The 18,965-nt window shown below is 42.7% G+C and carries 20 protein-coding genes and 1 riboswitch; of the genes, 14 read left to right on the forward strand and 6 right to left on the reverse strand.

What is annotated here, in order from left to right; genetic code table 11:
* The first annotated feature begins 8 nt into the window (after positions 1 to 8).
* Complete coding sequence (mutT, locus tag E5N72_RS04375) at positions 9 to 410, forward strand: 8-oxo-dGTP diphosphatase MutT (protein WP_135923394.1); 402 nt, start codon at positions 9 to 11, stop codon at positions 408 to 410.
* Between the two features lie 669 nt (positions 411 to 1,079).
* Here mutT and galE read toward each other — a convergent pair.
* The gene (gene galE, locus E5N72_RS04380) at positions 1,080 to 2,093 is read right to left on the reverse strand and encodes a UDP-glucose 4-epimerase GalE (RefSeq protein WP_135923395.1); all 1,014 of its coding nucleotides are present in this window, start codon (positions 2,091 to 2,093) and stop codon (positions 1,080 to 1,082) included.
* 229 nt (positions 2,094 to 2,322) lie between these two features.
* Between galE and E5N72_RS04385 the strand changes: the two genes are divergently transcribed.
* A complete protein-coding gene (locus E5N72_RS04385; protein WP_135923396.1) occupies positions 2,323 to 2,826 on the forward strand; it encodes a DUF3016 domain-containing protein in 504 nt (167 codons plus the stop codon).
* Between the two features lie 292 nt (positions 2,827 to 3,118).
* Positions 3,119 to 3,634 carry a DUF3016 domain-containing protein gene (locus tag E5N72_RS04390; RefSeq protein ID WP_135923397.1) on the forward strand — a complete coding sequence of 172 codons (516 nt, stop codon included), beginning with the start codon at positions 3,119 to 3,121 and terminating at the stop codon, positions 3,632 to 3,634.
* Between the two features lie 162 nt (positions 3,635 to 3,796).
* Here the strand turns inward: E5N72_RS04390 and E5N72_RS04395 are convergent, their stop codons facing one another.
* Entirely contained in the window at positions 3,797 to 4,087 is a 291-nt protein-coding gene (locus tag E5N72_RS04395; protein WP_054561134.1) for a hypothetical protein, read from the reverse strand.
* A gap of 72 nt (positions 4,088 to 4,159) precedes the next feature.
* On the opposite strand from E5N72_RS04395, the gene E5N72_RS04400 reads away from it, so the two are divergent.
* Positions 4,160 to 4,372, forward strand: a complete 213-nt coding sequence (locus E5N72_RS04400) for a hypothetical protein (RefSeq protein ID WP_135923398.1) — start codon at positions 4,160 to 4,162, stop codon at positions 4,370 to 4,372.
* 3 nt (positions 4,373 to 4,375) lie between these two features.
* Here the strand turns inward: E5N72_RS04400 and epmB are convergent, their stop codons facing one another.
* A complete protein-coding gene (epmB, locus tag E5N72_RS04405) occupies positions 4,376 to 5,389 on the reverse strand; it encodes an EF-P beta-lysylation protein EpmB (RefSeq protein ID WP_135923399.1) in 1,014 nt (337 codons plus the stop codon).
* Positions 5,390 to 5,430: 41 nt separating this feature from the next.
* Between epmB and efp the strand changes: the two genes are divergently transcribed.
* Complete coding sequence (gene efp, locus E5N72_RS04410; protein ID WP_135923400.1) at positions 5,431 to 5,997, forward strand: elongation factor P; 567 nt, start codon at positions 5,431 to 5,433, stop codon at positions 5,995 to 5,997.
* Positions 5,998 to 6,064: 67 nt separating this feature from the next.
* Positions 6,065 to 7,039, forward strand: a complete 975-nt coding sequence (gene epmA / locus E5N72_RS04415; RefSeq protein WP_135923401.1) for an elongation factor P--(R)-beta-lysine ligase — start codon at positions 6,065 to 6,067, stop codon at positions 7,037 to 7,039.
* A gap of 69 nt (positions 7,040 to 7,108) precedes the next feature.
* Here epmA and E5N72_RS04420 read toward each other — a convergent pair whose 3' ends face one another.
* On the reverse strand, positions 7,109 to 9,208 hold the full coding sequence (locus tag E5N72_RS04420; RefSeq protein ID WP_135923402.1) for a TonB-dependent receptor: 2,100 nt from the start codon (positions 9,206 to 9,208) through the stop codon (positions 7,109 to 7,111).
* A 123-nt stretch (positions 9,209 to 9,331) separates the two neighbouring features.
* Between E5N72_RS04420 and E5N72_RS04425 the strand changes: the two genes are divergently transcribed.
* From E5N72_RS04425 to E5N72_RS04460, 8 genes are all read left to right on the forward strand, one after another.
* A complete protein-coding gene (locus E5N72_RS04425; RefSeq protein WP_054561129.1) occupies positions 9,332 to 9,721 on the forward strand; it encodes an acyl-CoA thioesterase in 390 nt (129 codons plus the stop codon).
* 123 nt (positions 9,722 to 9,844) lie between these two features.
* Positions 9,845 to 10,249 carry an META domain-containing protein gene (locus E5N72_RS04430; protein WP_135923403.1) on the forward strand — a complete coding sequence of 135 codons (405 nt, stop codon included), beginning with the start codon at positions 9,845 to 9,847 and terminating at the stop codon, positions 10,247 to 10,249.
* A 66-nt stretch (positions 10,250 to 10,315) separates the two neighbouring features.
* Positions 10,316 to 10,417, forward strand: a riboswitch (TPP riboswitch).
* A gap of 144 nt (positions 10,418 to 10,561) precedes the next feature.
* Positions 10,562 to 12,514 (forward strand): phosphomethylpyrimidine synthase ThiC, encoded by a 1,953-nt coding sequence (gene thiC / locus E5N72_RS04435; protein ID WP_135923404.1) that lies wholly within the window; start codon positions 10,562 to 10,564, stop codon positions 12,512 to 12,514.
* A gap of 68 nt (positions 12,515 to 12,582) precedes the next feature.
* Positions 12,583 to 13,587: an FAD-dependent oxidoreductase gene (locus tag E5N72_RS04440; protein ID WP_135923405.1), complete on the forward strand. Its 1,005-nt coding sequence runs from the start codon at positions 12,583 to 12,585 to the stop codon at positions 13,585 to 13,587.
* 8 nt (positions 13,588 to 13,595) lie between these two features.
* Positions 13,596 to 13,793 carry a sulfur carrier protein ThiS gene (thiS, locus tag E5N72_RS04445; RefSeq protein WP_135923406.1) on the forward strand — a complete coding sequence of 66 codons (198 nt, stop codon included), beginning with the start codon at positions 13,596 to 13,598 and terminating at the stop codon, positions 13,791 to 13,793.
* 1 nt (position 13,794) lies between these two features.
* Complete coding sequence (locus E5N72_RS04450; RefSeq protein ID WP_135923407.1) at positions 13,795 to 14,577, forward strand: thiazole synthase; 783 nt, start codon at positions 13,795 to 13,797, stop codon at positions 14,575 to 14,577.
* A 15-nt stretch (positions 14,578 to 14,592) separates the two neighbouring features.
* Positions 14,593 to 16,116, forward strand: a complete 1,524-nt coding sequence (gene thiE / locus E5N72_RS04455; RefSeq protein WP_135923408.1) for a thiamine phosphate synthase — start codon at positions 14,593 to 14,595, stop codon at positions 16,114 to 16,116.
* A 1-nt stretch (position 16,117) separates the two neighbouring features.
* Entirely contained in the window at positions 16,118 to 16,873 is a 756-nt protein-coding gene (locus tag E5N72_RS04460; protein WP_135923409.1) for a HesA/MoeB/ThiF family protein, read from the forward strand.
* Positions 16,874 to 16,951: 78 nt separating this feature from the next.
* On the opposite strand, the gene asd is transcribed toward E5N72_RS04460, so the two are convergent.
* Complete coding sequence (asd, locus tag E5N72_RS04465; RefSeq protein WP_171040440.1) at positions 16,952 to 17,818, reverse strand: archaetidylserine decarboxylase; 867 nt, start codon at positions 17,816 to 17,818, stop codon at positions 16,952 to 16,954.
* An 18-nt stretch (positions 17,819 to 17,836) separates the two neighbouring features.
* The gene (rsgA, locus tag E5N72_RS04470) at positions 17,837 to 18,895 is read right to left on the reverse strand and encodes a small ribosomal subunit biogenesis GTPase RsgA (protein WP_135923410.1); all 1,059 of its coding nucleotides are present in this window, start codon (positions 18,893 to 18,895) and stop codon (positions 17,837 to 17,839) included.
* Between the last annotated feature and the right edge of the window lie 70 nt (positions 18,896 to 18,965).

Raw genomic sequence — 18,965 nt, forward strand, 5'->3', positions numbered from 1 at the left:
AATAACAAATGACAAAAAAAGTAGTGCATGTTGCTGTTGGCGTTATTTATAAAGATCAGCAGTTATTTATTTGTAAGCGCCCAGACGACAAACACCAAGGCGGCTTGTGGGAATTCCCAGGCGGAAAAGTAGAGCAGGGCGAAAGTGTGTTTGCAGCACTTCAGCGTGAGCTGTTAGAAGAAGTAAACCTAACCGTAAACGGCAGCGAAGAGCTAATGGTTATCGAGCATGACTACGGCGATAAATGCGTGCGCTTAGATGTGCACATTGTTGATGATTTCACAGGCACTGCCCATGGTGCAGAAGGCCAACAAGGTAAGTGGGTTGCACTGAGCGAGCTTGATGATTACAGCTTCCCAGCAGCGAATGTTGAGATTATCGAAAAGATAAAGCAGAAGTTTGAGCTGTAAGCTGAACGGTGTTGTTGGTGGGAGATGCGTGTAGGAGGTACTTTAGTGCCGAAAATATTTTCACAAAGAGAAGAGAATGAGGAAGTGATAATTATGTTTTTTGTTTCCTCTAAAGCGCAGCGCCTCATAACCTCTTTGTGAATTAAAGAGCTTTTTCTAACCACAGAGGACACAGAGAGCACAGAGGAAGAGAAAGCGAGACCATAATTGTTGATAGTGGTTTCTCTGTGTAGCGCGAAGCGCCTCGGTGTGCTCTGTGGTTCAATATGTTTTTAAAAAATTTGCACAAAGAGAAGTGAATGAGAAGAGAATGAGGTAAACCAATAACTTACTTAATTTGTTTTCCTCTAAAGCGCAGCGCCTCTTATCCTCTTTGTGAATTAAAGAGCTTTTTCTAACCACAGAGGACACAGAGAGCACAGAGGAAGAGATCAAAATTTCTTAGTAAATATTGGTTTCTCTATGTAGTGCGAAGCGCCTCGGTGTTCTCTGTGGTTCAAATATTTTTTGCACAAAGAGAAGTGAATGAGAAGAGAATGAGGAAGTGATAATTGTGTTTTTTGTTTCCTCTAAAGCGCAGCGCCTCTTGTCCTCTTTGTGAATTAAAGATCTTTTTCTAACCACAGAGGACACAGAGAACAGCCATTTGTCTAACACCAAGGCTAGTGCTTATTTATAACCGTTAGGGTTTTTACTTTGCCAGCGCCACGTATCTTGCATCATCTCGTCAATGCCGCGCTCAGCTTGCCAGCCAAGCTCCTTTAGCGCCTTTTCTGGGGCAGCGTAACATGCAGCTATATCACCCGCTCTGCGCGGCGATATTTGGTAAGGAACAGCTTGACCGCTGGCTTTTTCAAAGGCATTAACCATTTGTAATACCGAATAACCATTGCCTGTGCCAAGGTTAAATACGTGTGCGCCTGTATCACTAGCAATGCGGTTCAGCGCTTTTAAGTGACCAAGAGCTAAATCAACAACATGAATGTAATCACGCACGCCCGTGCCATCTACCGTATCGTAGTCATCACCAAACACACCTAGCTTTTCTAATTTGCCAACTGCCACCTGAGAAATATACGGCAGTAAGTTATTAGGAATGCCATTAGGGTCTTCACCGATTAGCCCCGACTCGTGCGCACCAACAGGATTAAAGTAACGTAAAATTACAAAGGCAAAGCGTTCATCCGATTTAGCAATATCTTGTAGCATCATCTCAACCATGAGTTTTGATGTACCGTATGGGTTTGTTGTGCCACCAACAGGGAAGTCTTCGCGAATTGGTAAGCTTGCTGGGTCGCCATAAACCGTTGCTGATGAGCTAAATACTAATTTGAATACACCAGCGTCGCGCATTGCATCAACCAGCGTTAACGTGCCTTGTACGTTGTTTTGGTAATACTCAATAGGTTTAATAACCGATTCGCCCACGGCTTTTAAACCTGCAAAGTGGATAACGCTGTCGATTGAGTGCTCACTAAAGATTTTATCTAAACAGGCTCTATCTAAAATATCACCTTGGTAAAATGTGACATCTTTACCCGTAATTTTTTTAACACGAGCCAATGACTCATTTGATGAATTGCTTAAATTATCAAGTACAACAACATCATTACCCTGTTGTAATAACTCTAAAACGGTATGTGAACCGATATATCCGGCTCCGCCGGTGACTAAAATGGTCATAAGATTTCCATAAACTATACCTGATTAAATTAGGCTTATTTCATCATATTTAGCGCTAAATTACATGAATAAAATGTGATTATTATTCTGTATGGCAAGGTGAGGTAGTTGTTTTTGATTACACTTTATACCATATTGGTTACACCTAGCTGATTACATATTAAGCTATAGTTAATCGTCAGCTGCTAAATTTTTAAGCACTAGCTAAACCTGTTAACTGGAGAATATAATGAATATAGTAAAAAAAGTTGCGTTAGCGCTTATGGTTACGCTCCCGGCTTTTGCTCATGCAGGCGAAGCAAAAGTTAAATGGCATGACTTTAATGATTATCGTGATGTACGCCCAGGGAATAACTCACCAAAAGGCGCATTTCATAAAAATGTGGCAAATAATTTTGAAAAACACTTTAACAAACTAGCTGAAAAGCTACCCGAAGGTTATACCTTTAATGTTGAGGTGACAGAGCTCGATCTAGCTGGTGATGTGCGTTTTGGTACCATGAATGAGCTACGTATTATCAAACCAATTTACTTTCCGCGTATCGACCTAAATTATTCAATTACCGATAAAAACGGTAAGGTCGTGAGCGAAGCAAACGATGTAAAACTCAAAGATATGGGATTCATGGATCGTATGAAGATGGGTCGTGACGAGGCTTATTATTACGATAAACGTTTAATTACTGATTGGTTCGAAGATGAGCTATTACCGTCGTTAAATCTTGATGAATAAACTTAGTCACTATGTGGCTGTAGCAGTAAGTAAATAGTACAACTAAATACATATTTAACTGCTGCTACAATTTATAAATTTCATTTTATTGAGAATATCCGTATATAAGTTTTTCTTTTAGCTTATTCGTTTAACGTTCAATACCTAAAGTACTAAAAGTATTCTTAGTCTTGATCTTGGTTACATTTTGAACCATATTATTATTCTATTACATGATTTTTACGTGGTGTTCACACTATACATTTTATAAATGTTGATTATGTAATAGTTTGAAACCTAATGGAGAAATGGAATGATTAAGATCAATAAAGCTTTACTTGTAACTAGTTTACTTTTACCTGCTTTTGCCTACTCTGGTGAAGCCGAAGTAAAATGGCAAAATTTTGATGAATACAGTGATGTGCGCCCAGGGAGTAACTGGAAAAAAGAAAATTACTATAACAGCGTTAAGCGTAACCACGAAAAAACGTTTAGAAAGTTAGCAAGTAAATTACCTGATGGTTATGTTTTTTCTGTTGAGGTAACAGATTTAGATCTTGCTGGTGAAGTACTGTTAGGTAATGGCAATGGCAATAGTACCGAACCTCGCGTAATGTCATCTACATACTCACCTAAAATTACCTTAAATTATACAGTTAAGAGTAATGATGGAAAAGTTGTTAGCCAAGATAGCAACTTGAAACTTAAAGATATGAGCTATCTAGATGGTATCGTAATGCGTTACAAAGATTCATACTATTACGATAATAAACTGATAGCCGAGTGGTTTGAGGATAAACTGCTTCCGTCAATTGACTCAGCTGAATAAATACGCTTTTATGGCAGCAACTTTATATAGAGTGTTTTTGCTTTTGTTTGCATAATTAACAAGATATAAAAGCGCTGCCAAAATTAACTATATGAGTTTTAACGATGAATATACTCATTGTTAAACTTATGGCTAAAGAGCCACTTTCACTTTTCCGTTAGTTTACTTAAACGTCGCTAACAGTTGTAATAGCTGTTGCAGTTTAATAACGGTTTTTTTCAGTTTTTCTTCGTCCATACCATCATTGCTTAAGCTTTCTACATCAGCAGCAACATCGAGAACGTAAGGTTTAAAGCGTTTAGCTTCAAAATCAAAGCCAGCATCTTTTGCAAATAAGGCTGTGAATTTGCCGTGCCCTTGCTGCTGTAAGTCATCTAATTTTTTATCGGCATCAAGTGCCTGACGGTAAACGATTTTTAGGTTAGCATTTAGCTGTTCTATAATTGAATCCATTTTTTTCCTAAAGCTTTAGACTGCAATGCCGATATAGTACGTGGATTGTCTTAAAAAGTCAGGTAATGAACTATGAATATATCAGGATCAAGCTTACCAGCGATGAGTGGCGGTGGTGAAAGCGCCGAAGTTTACAGCGCATCGCTTGCTAAAAAACAGCAAAAAGCAGAAGGTGCAGCAGCTCTAGCGCTAATCGAAGGTGCAGCCACATCGAGTGCAGCAGCACAAACACCTGCTAAGTCGGTAACTGCGACACTAGGTAACAACGTAAACGTATACGTTTAGTTGTTAAACTAGATTGAGATCGATTGGCGTTTTACTTTTTTCGCCGCCGATCTCGCGTACCAGCTTTGGAACCAAGAACCCCGGCAATGCTGCCAGCATAGCCGTCACGATTTCCCGTGCCTGACTCTCTGCTATATCAAAGTGGCTGGCACCTTCAACTTTATCAAGTAGATGTAAGTAGTAAGGTAAAATGTCTGCTTCGAATAGCGCTTCACTAAGTGCAACTTGTGACTCGACAGAGTCATTCACATCTTTTAGTAACACCGCTTGATTTAATAAGGTAACACCCACAGCTTTTAATTTTTGCATGGCAGCTTTAAAGTCATCATCAATTTCGTTGGCGTGATTGATATGGTTTATAAACACCACTTTTAACGATGATGCAGCAAAGCGTGCACATAGCTCATCGGTAATTCTTGCAGGGATCACCACAGGTAAGCGGCTGTGAATACGTAGGCGTTTAATTTGCGGTAGCTGCTCTAACTCATCCATAAACCAACTAACGGCATCGTCTTTGGCCATCAAAGGGTCGCCGCCACTTAAAATGACTTCGTTAATATTGCTGTCGGCTTTTATATAAGCCAGTGCGTCAATTAAGCTACGTTTGTTTAATTGGTTTTCTTGATACGGGAAATGGCGTCTAAAACAATAGCGACAATTTACCGCACAACCGGTTTTAAACATCACTAAAACGCGAGAGCGATACTTGTGTAACAAACCAGGTTGGTTGTTATCTTGCTCTTTTAAGGGGTCTTTGTCGTAACCTGTTTTTGCTAAAAATTCTTGATGGCGAGGCATCACTTGCAGCAAAAGAGGGTCGTTTATGTCGCCATAACGCATTTTTTTGATAAAAGGCAGCGGCACGCGGACAGGAAAAAGACTGCGTGCTTTGAGGTCTTTTTCGTCTACTTTGCTTGATAATCCTAGCATTTCTAGCAAGCGTTCAGGACAAGTGACAACATTTGCCAATTCTTTTTGCCAGTTTTTATGCAAATTTACTTCATTTCTTTGTATCATTGACACGTAGATTACTCGAAATTATTTAGACAGAGGAAACGATGGCGAATTATAGCACCAATGAGTTCAAGGGCGGCCTAAAAATTATGTTAGACGGCGAACCTTGCAGCATCTTAGAAAATGAAATGGTAAAACCAGGTAAAGGCCAGGCGTTTAACCGTGTTCGTATTCGTAAACTTATCACAGGTAAAGTACTAGAAAAAACGTTCAAGTCAGGTGAGACCGTTGAAGGTGCAGACGTAATGGATACCGATTTAGCGTATCTATATACTGACGGTGAGTTCTGGCATTTCATGAACAACGAAACATTTGAGCAAATCGCTGCTGACGAAAAAGCACTTGGCGACAACGCTAAATGGTTAGTTGAAAATGACGTATGTACAATCACGCTTTGGAACGGTAACCCAATCGCCGTTACTCCACCAAACTTTGTTGAACTAGAAATCACTGACACAGATCCAGGTCTAAAAGGTGATACAGCAGGTACTGGCGGTAAACCAGCAACATTAAGCACTGGTGCTGTTGTTCGTGTTCCTCTATTCGTACAAATCGGTGAAGTGATCAAGGTTGATACACGTAGCGGTGAATACGTGAGCCGCGTTAAGTAATAGGCTTTGTTAAGCAATTTATTATAAAATCCCAGCTTCTGCTGGGATTTTTTTTGAGAAACAGTTTATGTCTAAAGCCCTTTGGCAACCAAGCGCCGATATTGAAACTTTACGCCACCGTGCCGCCATCATTCGCCGTATTCGTGAGTTCTTTTATGCGCGCGATGTTATGGAGGTTGAAACACCAAGCCTAAGTGCTGCCAGTGTAACTGATGTGCATTTAGCGACATTTAGTACCGAGTTTGTTGGTCCTGGTCATGCTGGTGGCTTACCACTTTATTTGCAAACGTCACCTGAGTTTGCCATGAAGCGTTTACTTGCTGCGGGCTCTGGGGCTATTTTCCAGCTGTGCAAAGCCTTTCGAAATGAAGAGGCGGGTAGCCATCATAATCCTGAATTTACGATGCTTGAGTGGTATCGTCCGGGTTTTGATGAATTTGCGCTTATGGATGAAATGGATGAGCTTATGCAATTGGTGCTTGGCGTAGAAAGCGCAGAGCGACTCACTTATCAGCAAGCCTTTATGAACGCCTTAGGTGTAGACCCTTTAACTGCTGATATCAGCACATTGCAGCAACTAGCAACAGAGCAGGGCTTTGCCGATATTGCCGCGAATGAAACACATCGCGATACCTTGTTACAGCTATTATTTTGTATGAAGGTTGAGCCAACTATTGGCCAAGAAAAGCCTTGTTTCGTTTATCATTTTCCAGCTTCGCAAGCAGCTCTTGCGCAAATTTGTCAGCACGATGAGCGAGTAGCAGGGCGCTTTGAGTTATATTTTAAAAATATGGAACTGGCAAACGGCTTTAATGAGCTGACCAATGGCAAAGAGCAAGCAGCTCGTTTTAGTGAAGATAATCAGTACCGAGAAGCAAATGGCTTAAAGCAAGTGCCAATGGATGAGCGTTTAATAGCTGCACTAGAGCATGGCTTACCACAATGTGCGGGTGTCGCACTGGGCATTGATCGACTCATTATGCTGGCAACGAATAAGCAAAAGATCAAAGACGTGATCGCTTTTGATGTCGAAAGGGCTTAAATGTAGGAGCGGGTTTAACCCGCGATTTTCATTGATTTTAAAAGCGCGACATAAAGTCGCGCCTACGGTTTATAGCTCGTAAATAAATGTCACACCGGCAACCATAGGTTCGCCAAGTTGGGTGTAAGTATGAGTGGTGTAACCATCTAATGGGTCGTTACCAAACTCAAAACCACGAGTTGGTACGTCTTCATCAAATAAGTTACGTGCCCATGCATTAATGCTCCAATTATCACTTTCATAACCAAACGAAGCATTTACCAAGTTGGTGCTTGGTGCTTGTGAGTTATGGCTGTCAGAGAAGTAATAATCGTCTTTGCCCTCTACACCAATTGATGCGTAAAGTGCTGGCGTAAAGTTATAACGCGCAGTGAATGCATATTGGTATTTAGGTGCTTGTGCTTGGTCACGGCCATCTTGATCAAGGCCTGATTGTGCAACAAAGTCATTGATTTCGGTATGTAAATAACCTGCACTACCCGTAAGTAGTAAATTGTCAGTGGCTTGGAAGCTACCTTCAATTTCTAAACCGTAGTTTTCACCAGAGCTGGCATTATCGATATAGCCTGTGAATTTTTGACCTTCAACCTGCCACGATTTTAACTGCATATCTTCGCGATACATGTAGAAAGCGGCAAGACGTAACACAAACTTATCGTCTAGTGAGCTGCCTTTTACACCAAACTCACCGCTCCAAAGGTATTCAGGGGCAAATGATGTGTGATTAGCAAAGAAATCAGCATCTAGATTTAAGCCTTCATCTTTTGCTTTTGCTAATGCTTCAGAATTAATACCGCCGGCCTTATAGCCACGAGTAATACTGGTGTAGATCATGGTGCGATCAATCACTTGGTATTCAAGTGCAAGCTTACCGCCCACCATGACATCATCAGTTTCTTCAACAAAACCGTTGTTGTCGGTGTAGTCGCCTTGATACTGCTCAACACGCAAACCCGTAATTAAGGTTGTTTTTGGACCAATAGGTGTTGCTAATTGACCGTATGCCGCAATATTGCTGGTTTCATAATTTGATGCAAATGGTTGCGCCAGCCAAGTGTATTGGCGTTCTAAATCAACTTCGCGGCCTTGGTAGTAAATACCGGCAACCCACTCACCAGACTTACCGCTAAATTGCAGCTCGGCTGCTTGATCTTGACGATCGCGAAAGTAAGCATCTGTTGAGCTATAGCCCCATTCATGCAAGCCTGCAGCACATAACTCTGGTTGGGCTTCATCATTACACACCCAGTCTTCGTCGTAGCTGTATAGCAGCTCGCTGTCGATACCTGAAAGGTTTAGGCTAACATCAAACCAATCGAAGCCGGTGTAAATGTTGGCAAGGCCAACCGCAATGCTTTCTTGGTTATCTTGGCCAGGTTCATCAGCCACACTGTAACGGCTGTTATCCAAGGTGAAGGCGTCATAGCCGTTATTAATATCAATGTAATGAACGCTCAGTTCAGTACGTAGATGATCGGTCAATTGGCTGTGTAATTTAAAGCGAGAAACGAGCTCATCTTGTTGTTGGGTATCTTCGCCTAAATAACGGTTTTCAACATAGCCATCAGACTCACGTTGATAAATACTGGCGCGTACTGCTGTGTCGTCGGTAATACCCGTACCTGCGGCAATACCTGCCTCAAAGCTGTTGTAGTTGCCCGCACCTAGTTGTACTTTCACACTTGGGTCAAGAGTGGGTGTTGCAGATTCCATTTGAATCATGCCAGCTAGAGCATCAGCACCAAAGCGAGTTCCTTGTGGGCCGCGATAAATTTCTACCTGGTCGATATCAAATAACAGTGAACTACCGCCTAAACCAGAGTAGTTGATGCCGTCGATCACTAAGCCAACCGAAGGATTAATTGGGTCTACAAACTGTGAGCGTAAACCTACACCACGAATTTGCACGAAACGACCACGAGATGCCCCTGAGGTAAAGTTTACATTCGCTGCACTAGCAAGCATTTCATCTAAAAACTTTGCACCACGTTGATTGATTTCATGGTCTGAAAACAAACTAGCACTGGCACTTAATGTTTGAATGCTTTCTTTTTTGAAATCACCGGTAACTACAATCGTTTCCAACTCACCATCTTCAGCGTAGGCAATCGAAGATGCTGCAAATAAAGGCAGGATGGCAGCAGATAATAATGATAAACGTCGTTTCATGTGGATTCTTAACTCCATTTTCGGGACTGCTATTCTAGCAACCTAGCTAGCCAAATGGCTATAAAATCAATTTTTATGGTATAAACGCAGGCAATTATACGTAAATTGATTAGGAATACGACTATGACCTTTAAAGTCGACTTTAAAGTGCGTGATTATGAGTGTGATTTACAAGGTATTGTAAATAACAGTGTTTATTTTAATTACTTAGAACATGCTCGCCATGAATTTTTACATGCTCAAGGTATCGACTTTGCAAAGCTAGCAAGAGAAAAAGTGAACCTTGTGGTGCTTCGCAGCGAAATGGATTACAAGGCATCACTTGTGCCGGGTGATGAATTTTACGTTGCAGTTGAGCCGGAGCGTATCAGCCGTTTAAAGTTTGCGTTTAGGCAAACGGTGTATCGCAAACATGACGATAAAGTGATGCTACAAGCGTTAGTGATTGGTACGTCGGTAAATGAAAAAGGTCGTCCTTTTTTACCAGAAGAAGTCGATAACTTATTCAAGTAAGCGAGAGTGTTTCAAAAAAATGGGGCTTAGAACAATTTTTTACAGATAAAACATGTTTTTTTAACGATCAAAGCAGTCAAATATTGTTACTATTATGGTATTGGAATTTGAATTGTAAAAAATATGAAGCGTTTAGCCGTACCACTTTTGTTTGTATTATTTTGTTTAGGGTGTTCATCAACCAGTACAGTCACAAGTGAACAATTAAAATATACTCAGTGGCAGCTATCAAAGGTGAATGGCTTAAGTCTTGATGTGTCGCAAAGTGCATCAATGCGATTTATTGAAGCAATGCAAATAAATGGCTTTGCAGGCTGTAATAAATTCTTTGGCGAAGCAGTTCTAACTGACGATGATTCAATTGTAGTAAACAAGCTAGGCATGACACGTAAATCGTGCGGTGAGAAAGCCGATGAACTCGAACGTAGTTTGTTAACCGCGTTAAGAGAAGGTGCAGCCATTAAGCTTGAAGGTGAGCAACTGACTTTGCAAGGTACGCATCGCTTTACCTTTATCGCCAAAAACTAAAGCGCATGTGCTTGCAGCAAATTTTTAACTAACGTACACTCATTGCGTTAATAAAAAATAACGAATTTAAACTTGTCGGAGTGCCTTTAACAAGGCTGAGATCGCGAAAGCGGGATCCGTGAACCTGATCAGGCTAACACCTGCGTAGGGAACAAGCTGCCTCACTAGGCGCTTGTGCGCCAAATTTTGGGGCATAAGCGGCACAGGCTGCACTGGTAAGCATTTAACTTACTAACGATCCAATGGCGTTTGCCACTCTCTATTGCACTTGCAATATCTGACAAGACAACCCTTAAAGCAATGAGGTAAGTCATGTCAAACACAACAACTAAACCATCTCGCCGCGAAGTTCGTGCGGCTGCATCAGAGTATATTTATAACTTAACGGGCCAACCGTTTCCTAATTCTCATAAAGTTTATGTAGAAGGCACGCAAGATAATGTGCGAGTAGGGATGCGTGAAATCACCCTCAGCGATACCTTCATCGGTGGTACTGAAGAGAATCCCGTATTTGAGCCTAACGCGCCAATTCGTGTTTACGATACATCAGGCCCATACACTGATCCGGATTTTAAACTCGATGTGCGAAAGGGTCTTGAGAAATACCGTGAAAAGTGGATTGAAAGCCGCGGCGATACTGAAATTTTAGACTCAGTGACTTCACAATTTTCTCAACAGCGTATGGCAGATGAAGGGTTAGATCATATCCGCTTTGAGCACTTACCAAAAATCCGCCGTGCAAAAGCAGGTAAAAACGTCACGCAAATGCATTATGCGCGACAAGGCATCGTGACGCCTGAAATGGAATATGTGGCAATCCGTGAAAACATGGGTCGCGCTAAAATTCGTGAAGAGTTACTTGCAGCCCAGCACAAAGGCGAATCGTTTGGTGCTAGCATTCCTGATTTTATTACCCCTGAATTTGTGCGTGATGAAATTGCTCGAGGCCGCGCTGTGCTTCCTAACAATATTAACCACCCAGAAACCGAGCCGATGATCATTGGCCGAAACTTTTTAGTTAAAGTGAACGCGAATATTGGTAATTCGTCTGTGACTTCATCAATCGAAGAAGAAGTCGAAAAAATGGTGTGGTCTACTCGTTGGGGCGCTGACACGGTAATGGATTTATCAACGGGTCGCTATATTCACGAAACTCGTGAGTGGGTGGTACGTAACTCACCAGTACCAATTGGCACCGTACCAATTTACCAAGCGCTTGAAAAAGTAAACGGTGTGGCTGAAGACCTAACGTGGGAGATTTTCCGCGATACCTTGATTGAACAAGCAGAACAGGGTGTTGATTACTTTACCATTCACGCTGGGGTATTGCTCCGTTATGTGCCAATGACCGCAAAGCGTGTTACCGGTATTGTTTCGCGTGGTGGTTCAATCATGGCGAAATGGTGTTTAGCGCATCATAAAGAAAACTTCTTATACACGCACTTTGAAGAAATTTGTGAAATTTTAAAACAGTACGATGTGTGTTTTTCATTAGGTGATGGCCTGCGTCCGGGCTCTATTGCCGATGCTAATGACGAAGCCCAGTTCAGCGAATTACGTACTTTAGGTGAGCTGACAAAACTTGCTTGGAAACATGATGTGCAAGTGTTCATTGAAGGCCCAGGCCATGTGCCAATGCATATGATCAAAGAGAACATGGAAGAGCAGCTAAAACACTGTGAAGAAGCACCGTTTTATACTCTTGGTCCATTAACCACGGATATTGCACCGGGGTACGATCATTTCACATCAGGTATTGGCGCTGCGCAAATTGCTTGGTACGGGTGCGCTATGCTTTGTTATGTAACCCCTAAAGAGCATTTAGGCTTACCAAACAAAGAAGACGTTAAAGAAGGTTTAATCACTTACAAAATTGCTGCTCATGCTGCCGATTTGGCAAAAGGTCACCCGGGTGCGCAAGAGCGCGATAATGCATTATCAAAAGCACGCTTTGAGTTCCGTTGGCACGACCAATTTAACCTAGGTTTAGACCCAGAACGCGCCCGCGAATATCACGATGAAACACTGCCACAAGAATCAGGCAAGATTGCACACTTCTGCTCTATGTGTGGTCCTAAGTTCTGCTCGATGAAGATCACTCAAGAAGTACGTGATTACGCCAAAGATCTTGAAGCAAGAGGCATTGATCCAAATAACGTAGGCGATGCTATCGAAATCAAAATGGTCGATGTTGAAGCCGAAATGAAAGCGAAATCAGACGAGTTCAAAAAAACAGGCTCTGAGATTTACCAAAAAGCAGTTTAGGCTAGTTGTAGGCGCGATTTTATATCGCGCTATTTGCTTAAATCTTATCGTTTAAGGCTGAGGTTAATATGTCTTACAACATTGCAGTGATTGGTTTTGGCTTAGCGGGGCGCTTAGCGGCATTGGCGCTAATTAAGCAGCATCAAGTTACGGTGTTTGAACAAGATGATGAACATGCTAGCAACAGTGCTGGCAGCGTTGCTGCAGCGATGTTGGCACCCCTTGCTGAATCAGTCTTGTGTGAACAGGATTTAGCCTTACAAGGGCTTAATAGCATCATTCGTTGGCAGCAAATTTTAAGTGAGCTCGATGACGCTGTGTATTTTCAACAAACAGGCAGTTTAGTGGTTGCTCATCAGCAAGATAAGGGCGATTTACAAAGTTTTGTGAGCCGCTTAAAACCGCTTGAAAGCTATCAGGCGCAGGCATTGGTTGGCACTCAAATCGCAGACCTTGAGCCAGAACTAGCTGGGCGGTTCCACCAAGGTGTGTATTTACCTTGTGAAGGGCAACTCGATAATCAGGCATTTTATCGCGCTAGTTTTAAAAAGCTTACCTCGCAAGGGGTGCAATTTAACTTTGGCTGTAAAGTTGAGTTGAACGCCCATCAAGTGAATGGCCAAAGCTTTGATTATGTATTTGATTGCCGCGGCTTAGGTGCTAAACATGCTGAACCCTTACTGCGTGGAGTAAGAGGGGAGGTGGCGCGTTTATATGCACCAGAGGTGAACCTAACCAGACCGATACGACTGATGCATCCGCGTTACCCAATTTATATTGCTCCTAAGCCAAATCATCAATTTGTGATTGGTGCGACTGAAATCGAATCGCAAGACCGCGGTAAAGTCACCGTGCGCTCGGCGCTGGAGCTATTGTCTGCTGCTTATACAGTACATAGCGGCTTTGCTGAAGGGCGTATCGAGAGCTTGCAATCAGGGCTTCGTCCAGCGTTTGCAGACAACCGCCCGAAAGTCACAAAGCAAGGTCGAGTGATCAGTATTAATGGCTTGTACCGTCATGGCTATTTACTTGCGCCTCAGGTGGTCGATGATGCAGTGAGCTTAATTGCTTAAGGATAAAAATGAATATTTTAATTAATGGTCAGTCAGTTACAGTGGACGACAATACATCGCTCACTCAGGCGTTGAGCCAGTTTGGCGCAAGACCTCCATTTGCGGTTGCCGTTAATGGTGACTTTGTACCGCGCAGCCAATGCGATGCTAAACCTCTCAACGAAGGCGACAGCATTGAGCTATTGTCGCCAATTCAAGGAGGCTAAGATGGATAGTTTTTCGGTTTATGGTGAGCAATTTACGAGTCGGTTACTGATTGGCTCTGCACTGTACCCTTCGCCAAGTGTTATGACAGAGTCGATAGTGGCCTCACAGGCTGAAATTGTCACCGTTTCATTGAGACGTCAGCAAAGCGCTGCTGCGGGTGATGATTTTTGGCAATTGATAAAAAATACCGGGTTAAAGGTGCTGCCAAATACGGCGGGTTGTCATAGCGTGAAAGAAGCGGTGACCTTGGCACAAATGTGCCGCGAAGTGTTTGCCACTGATTGGATCAAGTTAGAGTTGATTGGTGATGAATATAATTTACAGCCAGATCCATTCGCACTGCTCGAAGCCACTAAAATTTTATTGGCCGATGGCTTTAAAGTTTTACCTTATTGCACTGATGATTTAGTGCTGTGTCAGCGCCTCGCTGATTTAGGCTGTGAAGTACTTATGCCTTGGGGCGCACCGATTGGCACGGGTAAAGGCTTGCTGAATCCTTACAACTTAAAAATGATCCGTGGGCGCTTGCCAAACCATACTTTAATTGTTGATGCGGGCTTAGGTTTACCATCCCATGCCTGCCAAGCGCTAGAATTAGGGTATGATGCCGTATTATTAAATTCGGCAATTGCAGGTGCAGGTTGCCCAGTGACGATGAGTAAAGCGTTTAAGAGTGCGGTTGAAGCGGGGCGATATAGCTATTTGGCCAAAGCGATGCCAGAGAAAGACGTAGCAAGCCCATCAACGCCGACGCTCGGAATGCCATTTTGGCATCAAGAATAAAAAGTGAGGAGTAACATGAATCAGGTTGTATGGACCATAGCTGGCTCAGATTCGGGCGGCGGTGCAGGAATTCAAGCCGACATCAAAGCAATGCAAAGTTTTAACGTACATGGCTGCACAGTTATTACTGCTTTAACGGCACAAAATAGTTTAGGTGTAGAAGCGCTGAACCCGATATCAACAGAAGTGATTGAGTCGCAACTATTAGCCTTAGCCAGTGATATGCCTGCCAGCGTGATTAAAATTGGCATGCTTGCCAATGTGCAGCAAATACAGCTTATTAGTGAGCATTTAAAACATTACAAAGCAACTTGGGCAGAGCCACCTTTGGTTGTTTATGATCCGGTTGCCATTGCCTCAAGTGGTGACTTACTTACAGAAGAAGATACTGTTAGTGCCATTAAAGAGTGTTTATTGCCATTAGTCGATGTAGTAACACCGAACACTCACGAAACGCAGCTATTAACCGGTGTTTATTTGATTGGCCCAAGCGCAGTGAAAGAAGCCGCCGAGAAGTTAACAGGCTATGGTGCAAAAGCGGTGATCATCAAAGGGGGGCATTGGGATTACCCAAGTGGCTATTGTATTGATTACTGCGTGCAAGGTGATCACGCATATTGGCTTGGCAACGAAAAAATTCAAACACCGCATAGTCACGGTACTGGATGCAGTATGGCCTCTGTGATTGCTGCGTGTTTAGCCAAACAGTATCCACTCAAAGATGCCTTTATTTTAGCGAAAGCCTATATAAACCAAGGATTAAAAGCAGCCATTCGATATGGTGAAGGGATTGGCCCTGTTGCACACACTTGCTTTCCAACAAATCTAGCTGATTACCCACAAGTCATCGAAGCGGGAAGTTGGCTAGGTGATGAACTCGACTTTGACTGCCCGGTTGATTTTACCATGGCAGCAGGCTTTGCTGAGTGCGACTCTAAACAGCTTGGGCTATATGCCGTTGTTGATACGGTTGATTGGTTAGAGAAGTGTTTAGCTGAAGGAGTTAAAACCGTTCAATTAAGAATGAAAAATGCAGACGATGCAACACTCGAAGATGCCATTGCAAGTGCAGTTATGCTGGGGCAAAAGTACGATGCGCAGGTGTATATCAATGATTATTGGCAATTAGCGATTAAACATGGCGCTTATGGTGTGCATTTAGGGCAAGAAGACTTACAAACCGCTAATCTAATTGCCATAAAAGAGGCTGGGTTACGCTTAGGTGTTTCAACCCATGGCTTTTATGAGATGCTACGCGCGCACAATTACAGACCAAGTTATATGGCGTTTGGTGCTATTTACCCAACCACCACCAAAGACATGACAGGGCAAATTCAAGGCTTAGAAAAGCTCGAAAAATTTGTGCCGTTGATGGCTGATTATCCAACGGTTGCGATTGGTGGAATTGATATATCACGTGCAGAGCAAGTTGCGAGTACGGGGGTTGGCAGTGTTGCAGTAGTACGTGCGATTACTGAAGCCGAAGACTACCAAGTAGCCATTGCCAAGTTAAAACAGCTGGTCGAAGGTCAGTCTTAGCATGAGCGCGTTAAGCGACAAAGAGCAAATTCGTTATAGCCGCCACTTGCTATTAAAAGAGGTGGGGCATGCGGGGCAGCAAAAGTTAAAGTCTGCACATATTGTGGTTGTCGGGGCAGGTGGACTTGGCTCACCAGCACTGTTTTATTTAGCGGCGGCGGGTATCGGAACGCTCACTTTGATTGACGACGATAAGGTTGAGCTTTCAAATCTACAGCGACAAATACTCTATAAAGTAAACCATATGGGGCAGGCAAAAACACAGGCGGCTGCCAAGGTATTAAGCAGTTTAAATAATCAAATTACGGTTAAGCCCCTATGCCAAAAGCTTGATGAAAGTAACTGTGCTGAGCTTCTTGATGGCGCTGACATCATCCTTGATTGCAGTGATAACTTTGCTACCCGTTATTTGGTTAATCGCTATTGTTTAGCTAAATCTATCCCTCTTGTGTCAGCTGCTGCCATTGCAACGCAGGGGCAGGTGATGAGTTTTGATTTTCGTGATGAACAGAGCCCTTGTTATGGTTGTGTATTCCCGCAAACGGAGGAGCAAACAGCGCTTAATTGCGATAATGCTGGGGTATTGAGCCCGTTACTGGGTGTTATTGGGAGCATGCAAAGTTTATTGGCTATCAATATATTGCTTGGCCATAAAACGGGTAGCGAGTTTATTCAATTTGATGGGCTAACACTAAAACAGCAGCGCTTTAATATTCAAAAAGATAGTGAATGTTTAGAGTGTAATCGTGGGGTATAGGCGCGATTTATAGTGAATTTTAAGCAAACCACTTTTAGTTAAAGTGGTTTGCTTAATTGGTTTGCTTAATTGAACTTATTAGTCGTTAATTTTCGCAAATGGTGTGCCCATACGTGTTACTGTTTCTGGGTGTTGATCTGATAAGAACTCAGCTTGATTTGCACCCCAGGCTAAAATAACGGTAGAGCCTAATTTAAAGCGACCCATTTCTTCACCCTTCTTCAGGGTAATTGCATTGTCACCTTTAGTTGGGTAATTCCAACTAAATACATCTTTACCTGCTGGTGGCGTTACTGTGCCAGCCCAAATAGTCTCGATGCTAGCAACAATTGTCGCACCTACAAGCACCATGGCTAGCGGGCCAATTTCGGTTTCGAAGATAGCCACAACTCGCTCGTTACGAGCAAATAGGTTAGGTACATTTTGCGCTGTTAACGGGTTTACCGAAAATAAATCACCCGGTACGTAGATCATTTTGCTCAGCGTACCATCAACAGGCATGTGAATACGGTGGTAATCTTTAGGCGCTAAATAAATAGTCGCAAACTTGCCGCCTAAAAACGGCGCTGTGTCTTCTTCTTTGCCACCAAGTAGTGCTTGTAAGCTGTAGTCATGGCCTTTTGCTTGGATGATTTGACCGTCGACTACATCGCCTAATTGGCTAATTGCACCATCAACTGGGTGAGCAATAATGTCGCTTTCTTCAGCAAGTGGACGAATACCTTCTTTTAATGGGCGAGTGAAAAACTCATTAAAAGTTTTGTAATGAGCTGGATCTGGGTATTTAGCCTCACTCATATCAATTTTGTATTGTTTGATAAACAATTTAATTAAGGCCGTTGTTAAGCCACCCGCTTTTGCTGCTGCTAACTTGCCAACCATGCGCGAAATGAAATGTTTTGGCATGGCATATTGCATAGCAATTTTGAATTTATCTAAACTCACTTGTTATTTCCTAAATAGTTATACGCGAGGAGCGCGTGCACCAGCACGGCCGTCGGCCATAGTTTCTAAAATTCGGTGGTAACTGTCAAAGCGAAGTTCTGAAATTTCACCATCATCAACAGCTTGGCGAATTATACAGCCAGGATCGTTTAAATGCTTACAATCGCGAAAACGACAGCCACCAATAAAATCACGGAACTCTTTAAAGCACCATGTAACGCGCTCAACCTCTAAATGCCATAAGCCGAACTCACGAATTCCCGGTGAGTCGATAAGATTACCGCCACTTGGTAAATGGTGTAATCGCGATACGGTTGTTGTGTGTTGACCAAGGCCGCTGTTCTCGGAGACCTCTTGGGTTAGAATGTCAGCATCTGGCAGTACAGTGTTGACTAAGGTTGATTTACCCACACCACTTTGACCAACAAAAATGCTGTTTTTACCGACCAGTTTTTGTTTAAGTTCATCAATGCCTTGACCCGTTTTATTACTGACTAACAGTACTTGATAACCTAACTCTCGATAGATATCGAGAATTTCATCAATAAAAGCAAGGCCTTCATTGTCAATTAAATCTATTTTGTTGAGCACTAAAATAGGCTCAATTCCCATGTCTTCACAGGCAACTAAATAGCGATCGATAATGTTTGGCGTAAACTCAGGCAGTACCGCAGAAACCATTAAAATTTGGTCGATATTGGCAGCGACGACTTTTACCCCGTCATAAAAATCAGGGCGCGTTAATTGTGAGCGACGTTCATGGGTTGCTTCAATAACGCCAGATAAGTCGCCCTCGCTAACTTTTGCTCGGCGAAAAATAACTTCATCACCACAGACAAGGCTCGATACTGTTCTGCGAATATTACAACGTAATATGCTGCCTGATTCGGTTTCGATGTCGGCATGTTGGCCAAATCGACTGATCACTACCGCATTTTCGGCAGGACCTAAATTGTCATTTTGCCATTGCACAGTTGCCCCTTTCTCTTGCTTTTTATCTGCATTAGAGAGGCGTTTTTGATGGTTGGCCTTAATTCGACGCGATTGGCCTTTACTTAATTTCTTTTGTTTTGCCACTTTTGGCCTATAACTTGAGTAAATGTCGGGCTTTTTGAAAAAAAAGCTTTAGGTCGACTGATGATACTAA

The sequence above is a fragment of the Pseudoalteromonas sp. MEBiC 03607 genome (assembly GCF_004792295.1).
Classification (GTDB): domain Bacteria; phylum Pseudomonadota; class Gammaproteobacteria; order Enterobacterales; family Alteromonadaceae; genus Pseudoalteromonas; species Pseudoalteromonas lipolytica_C.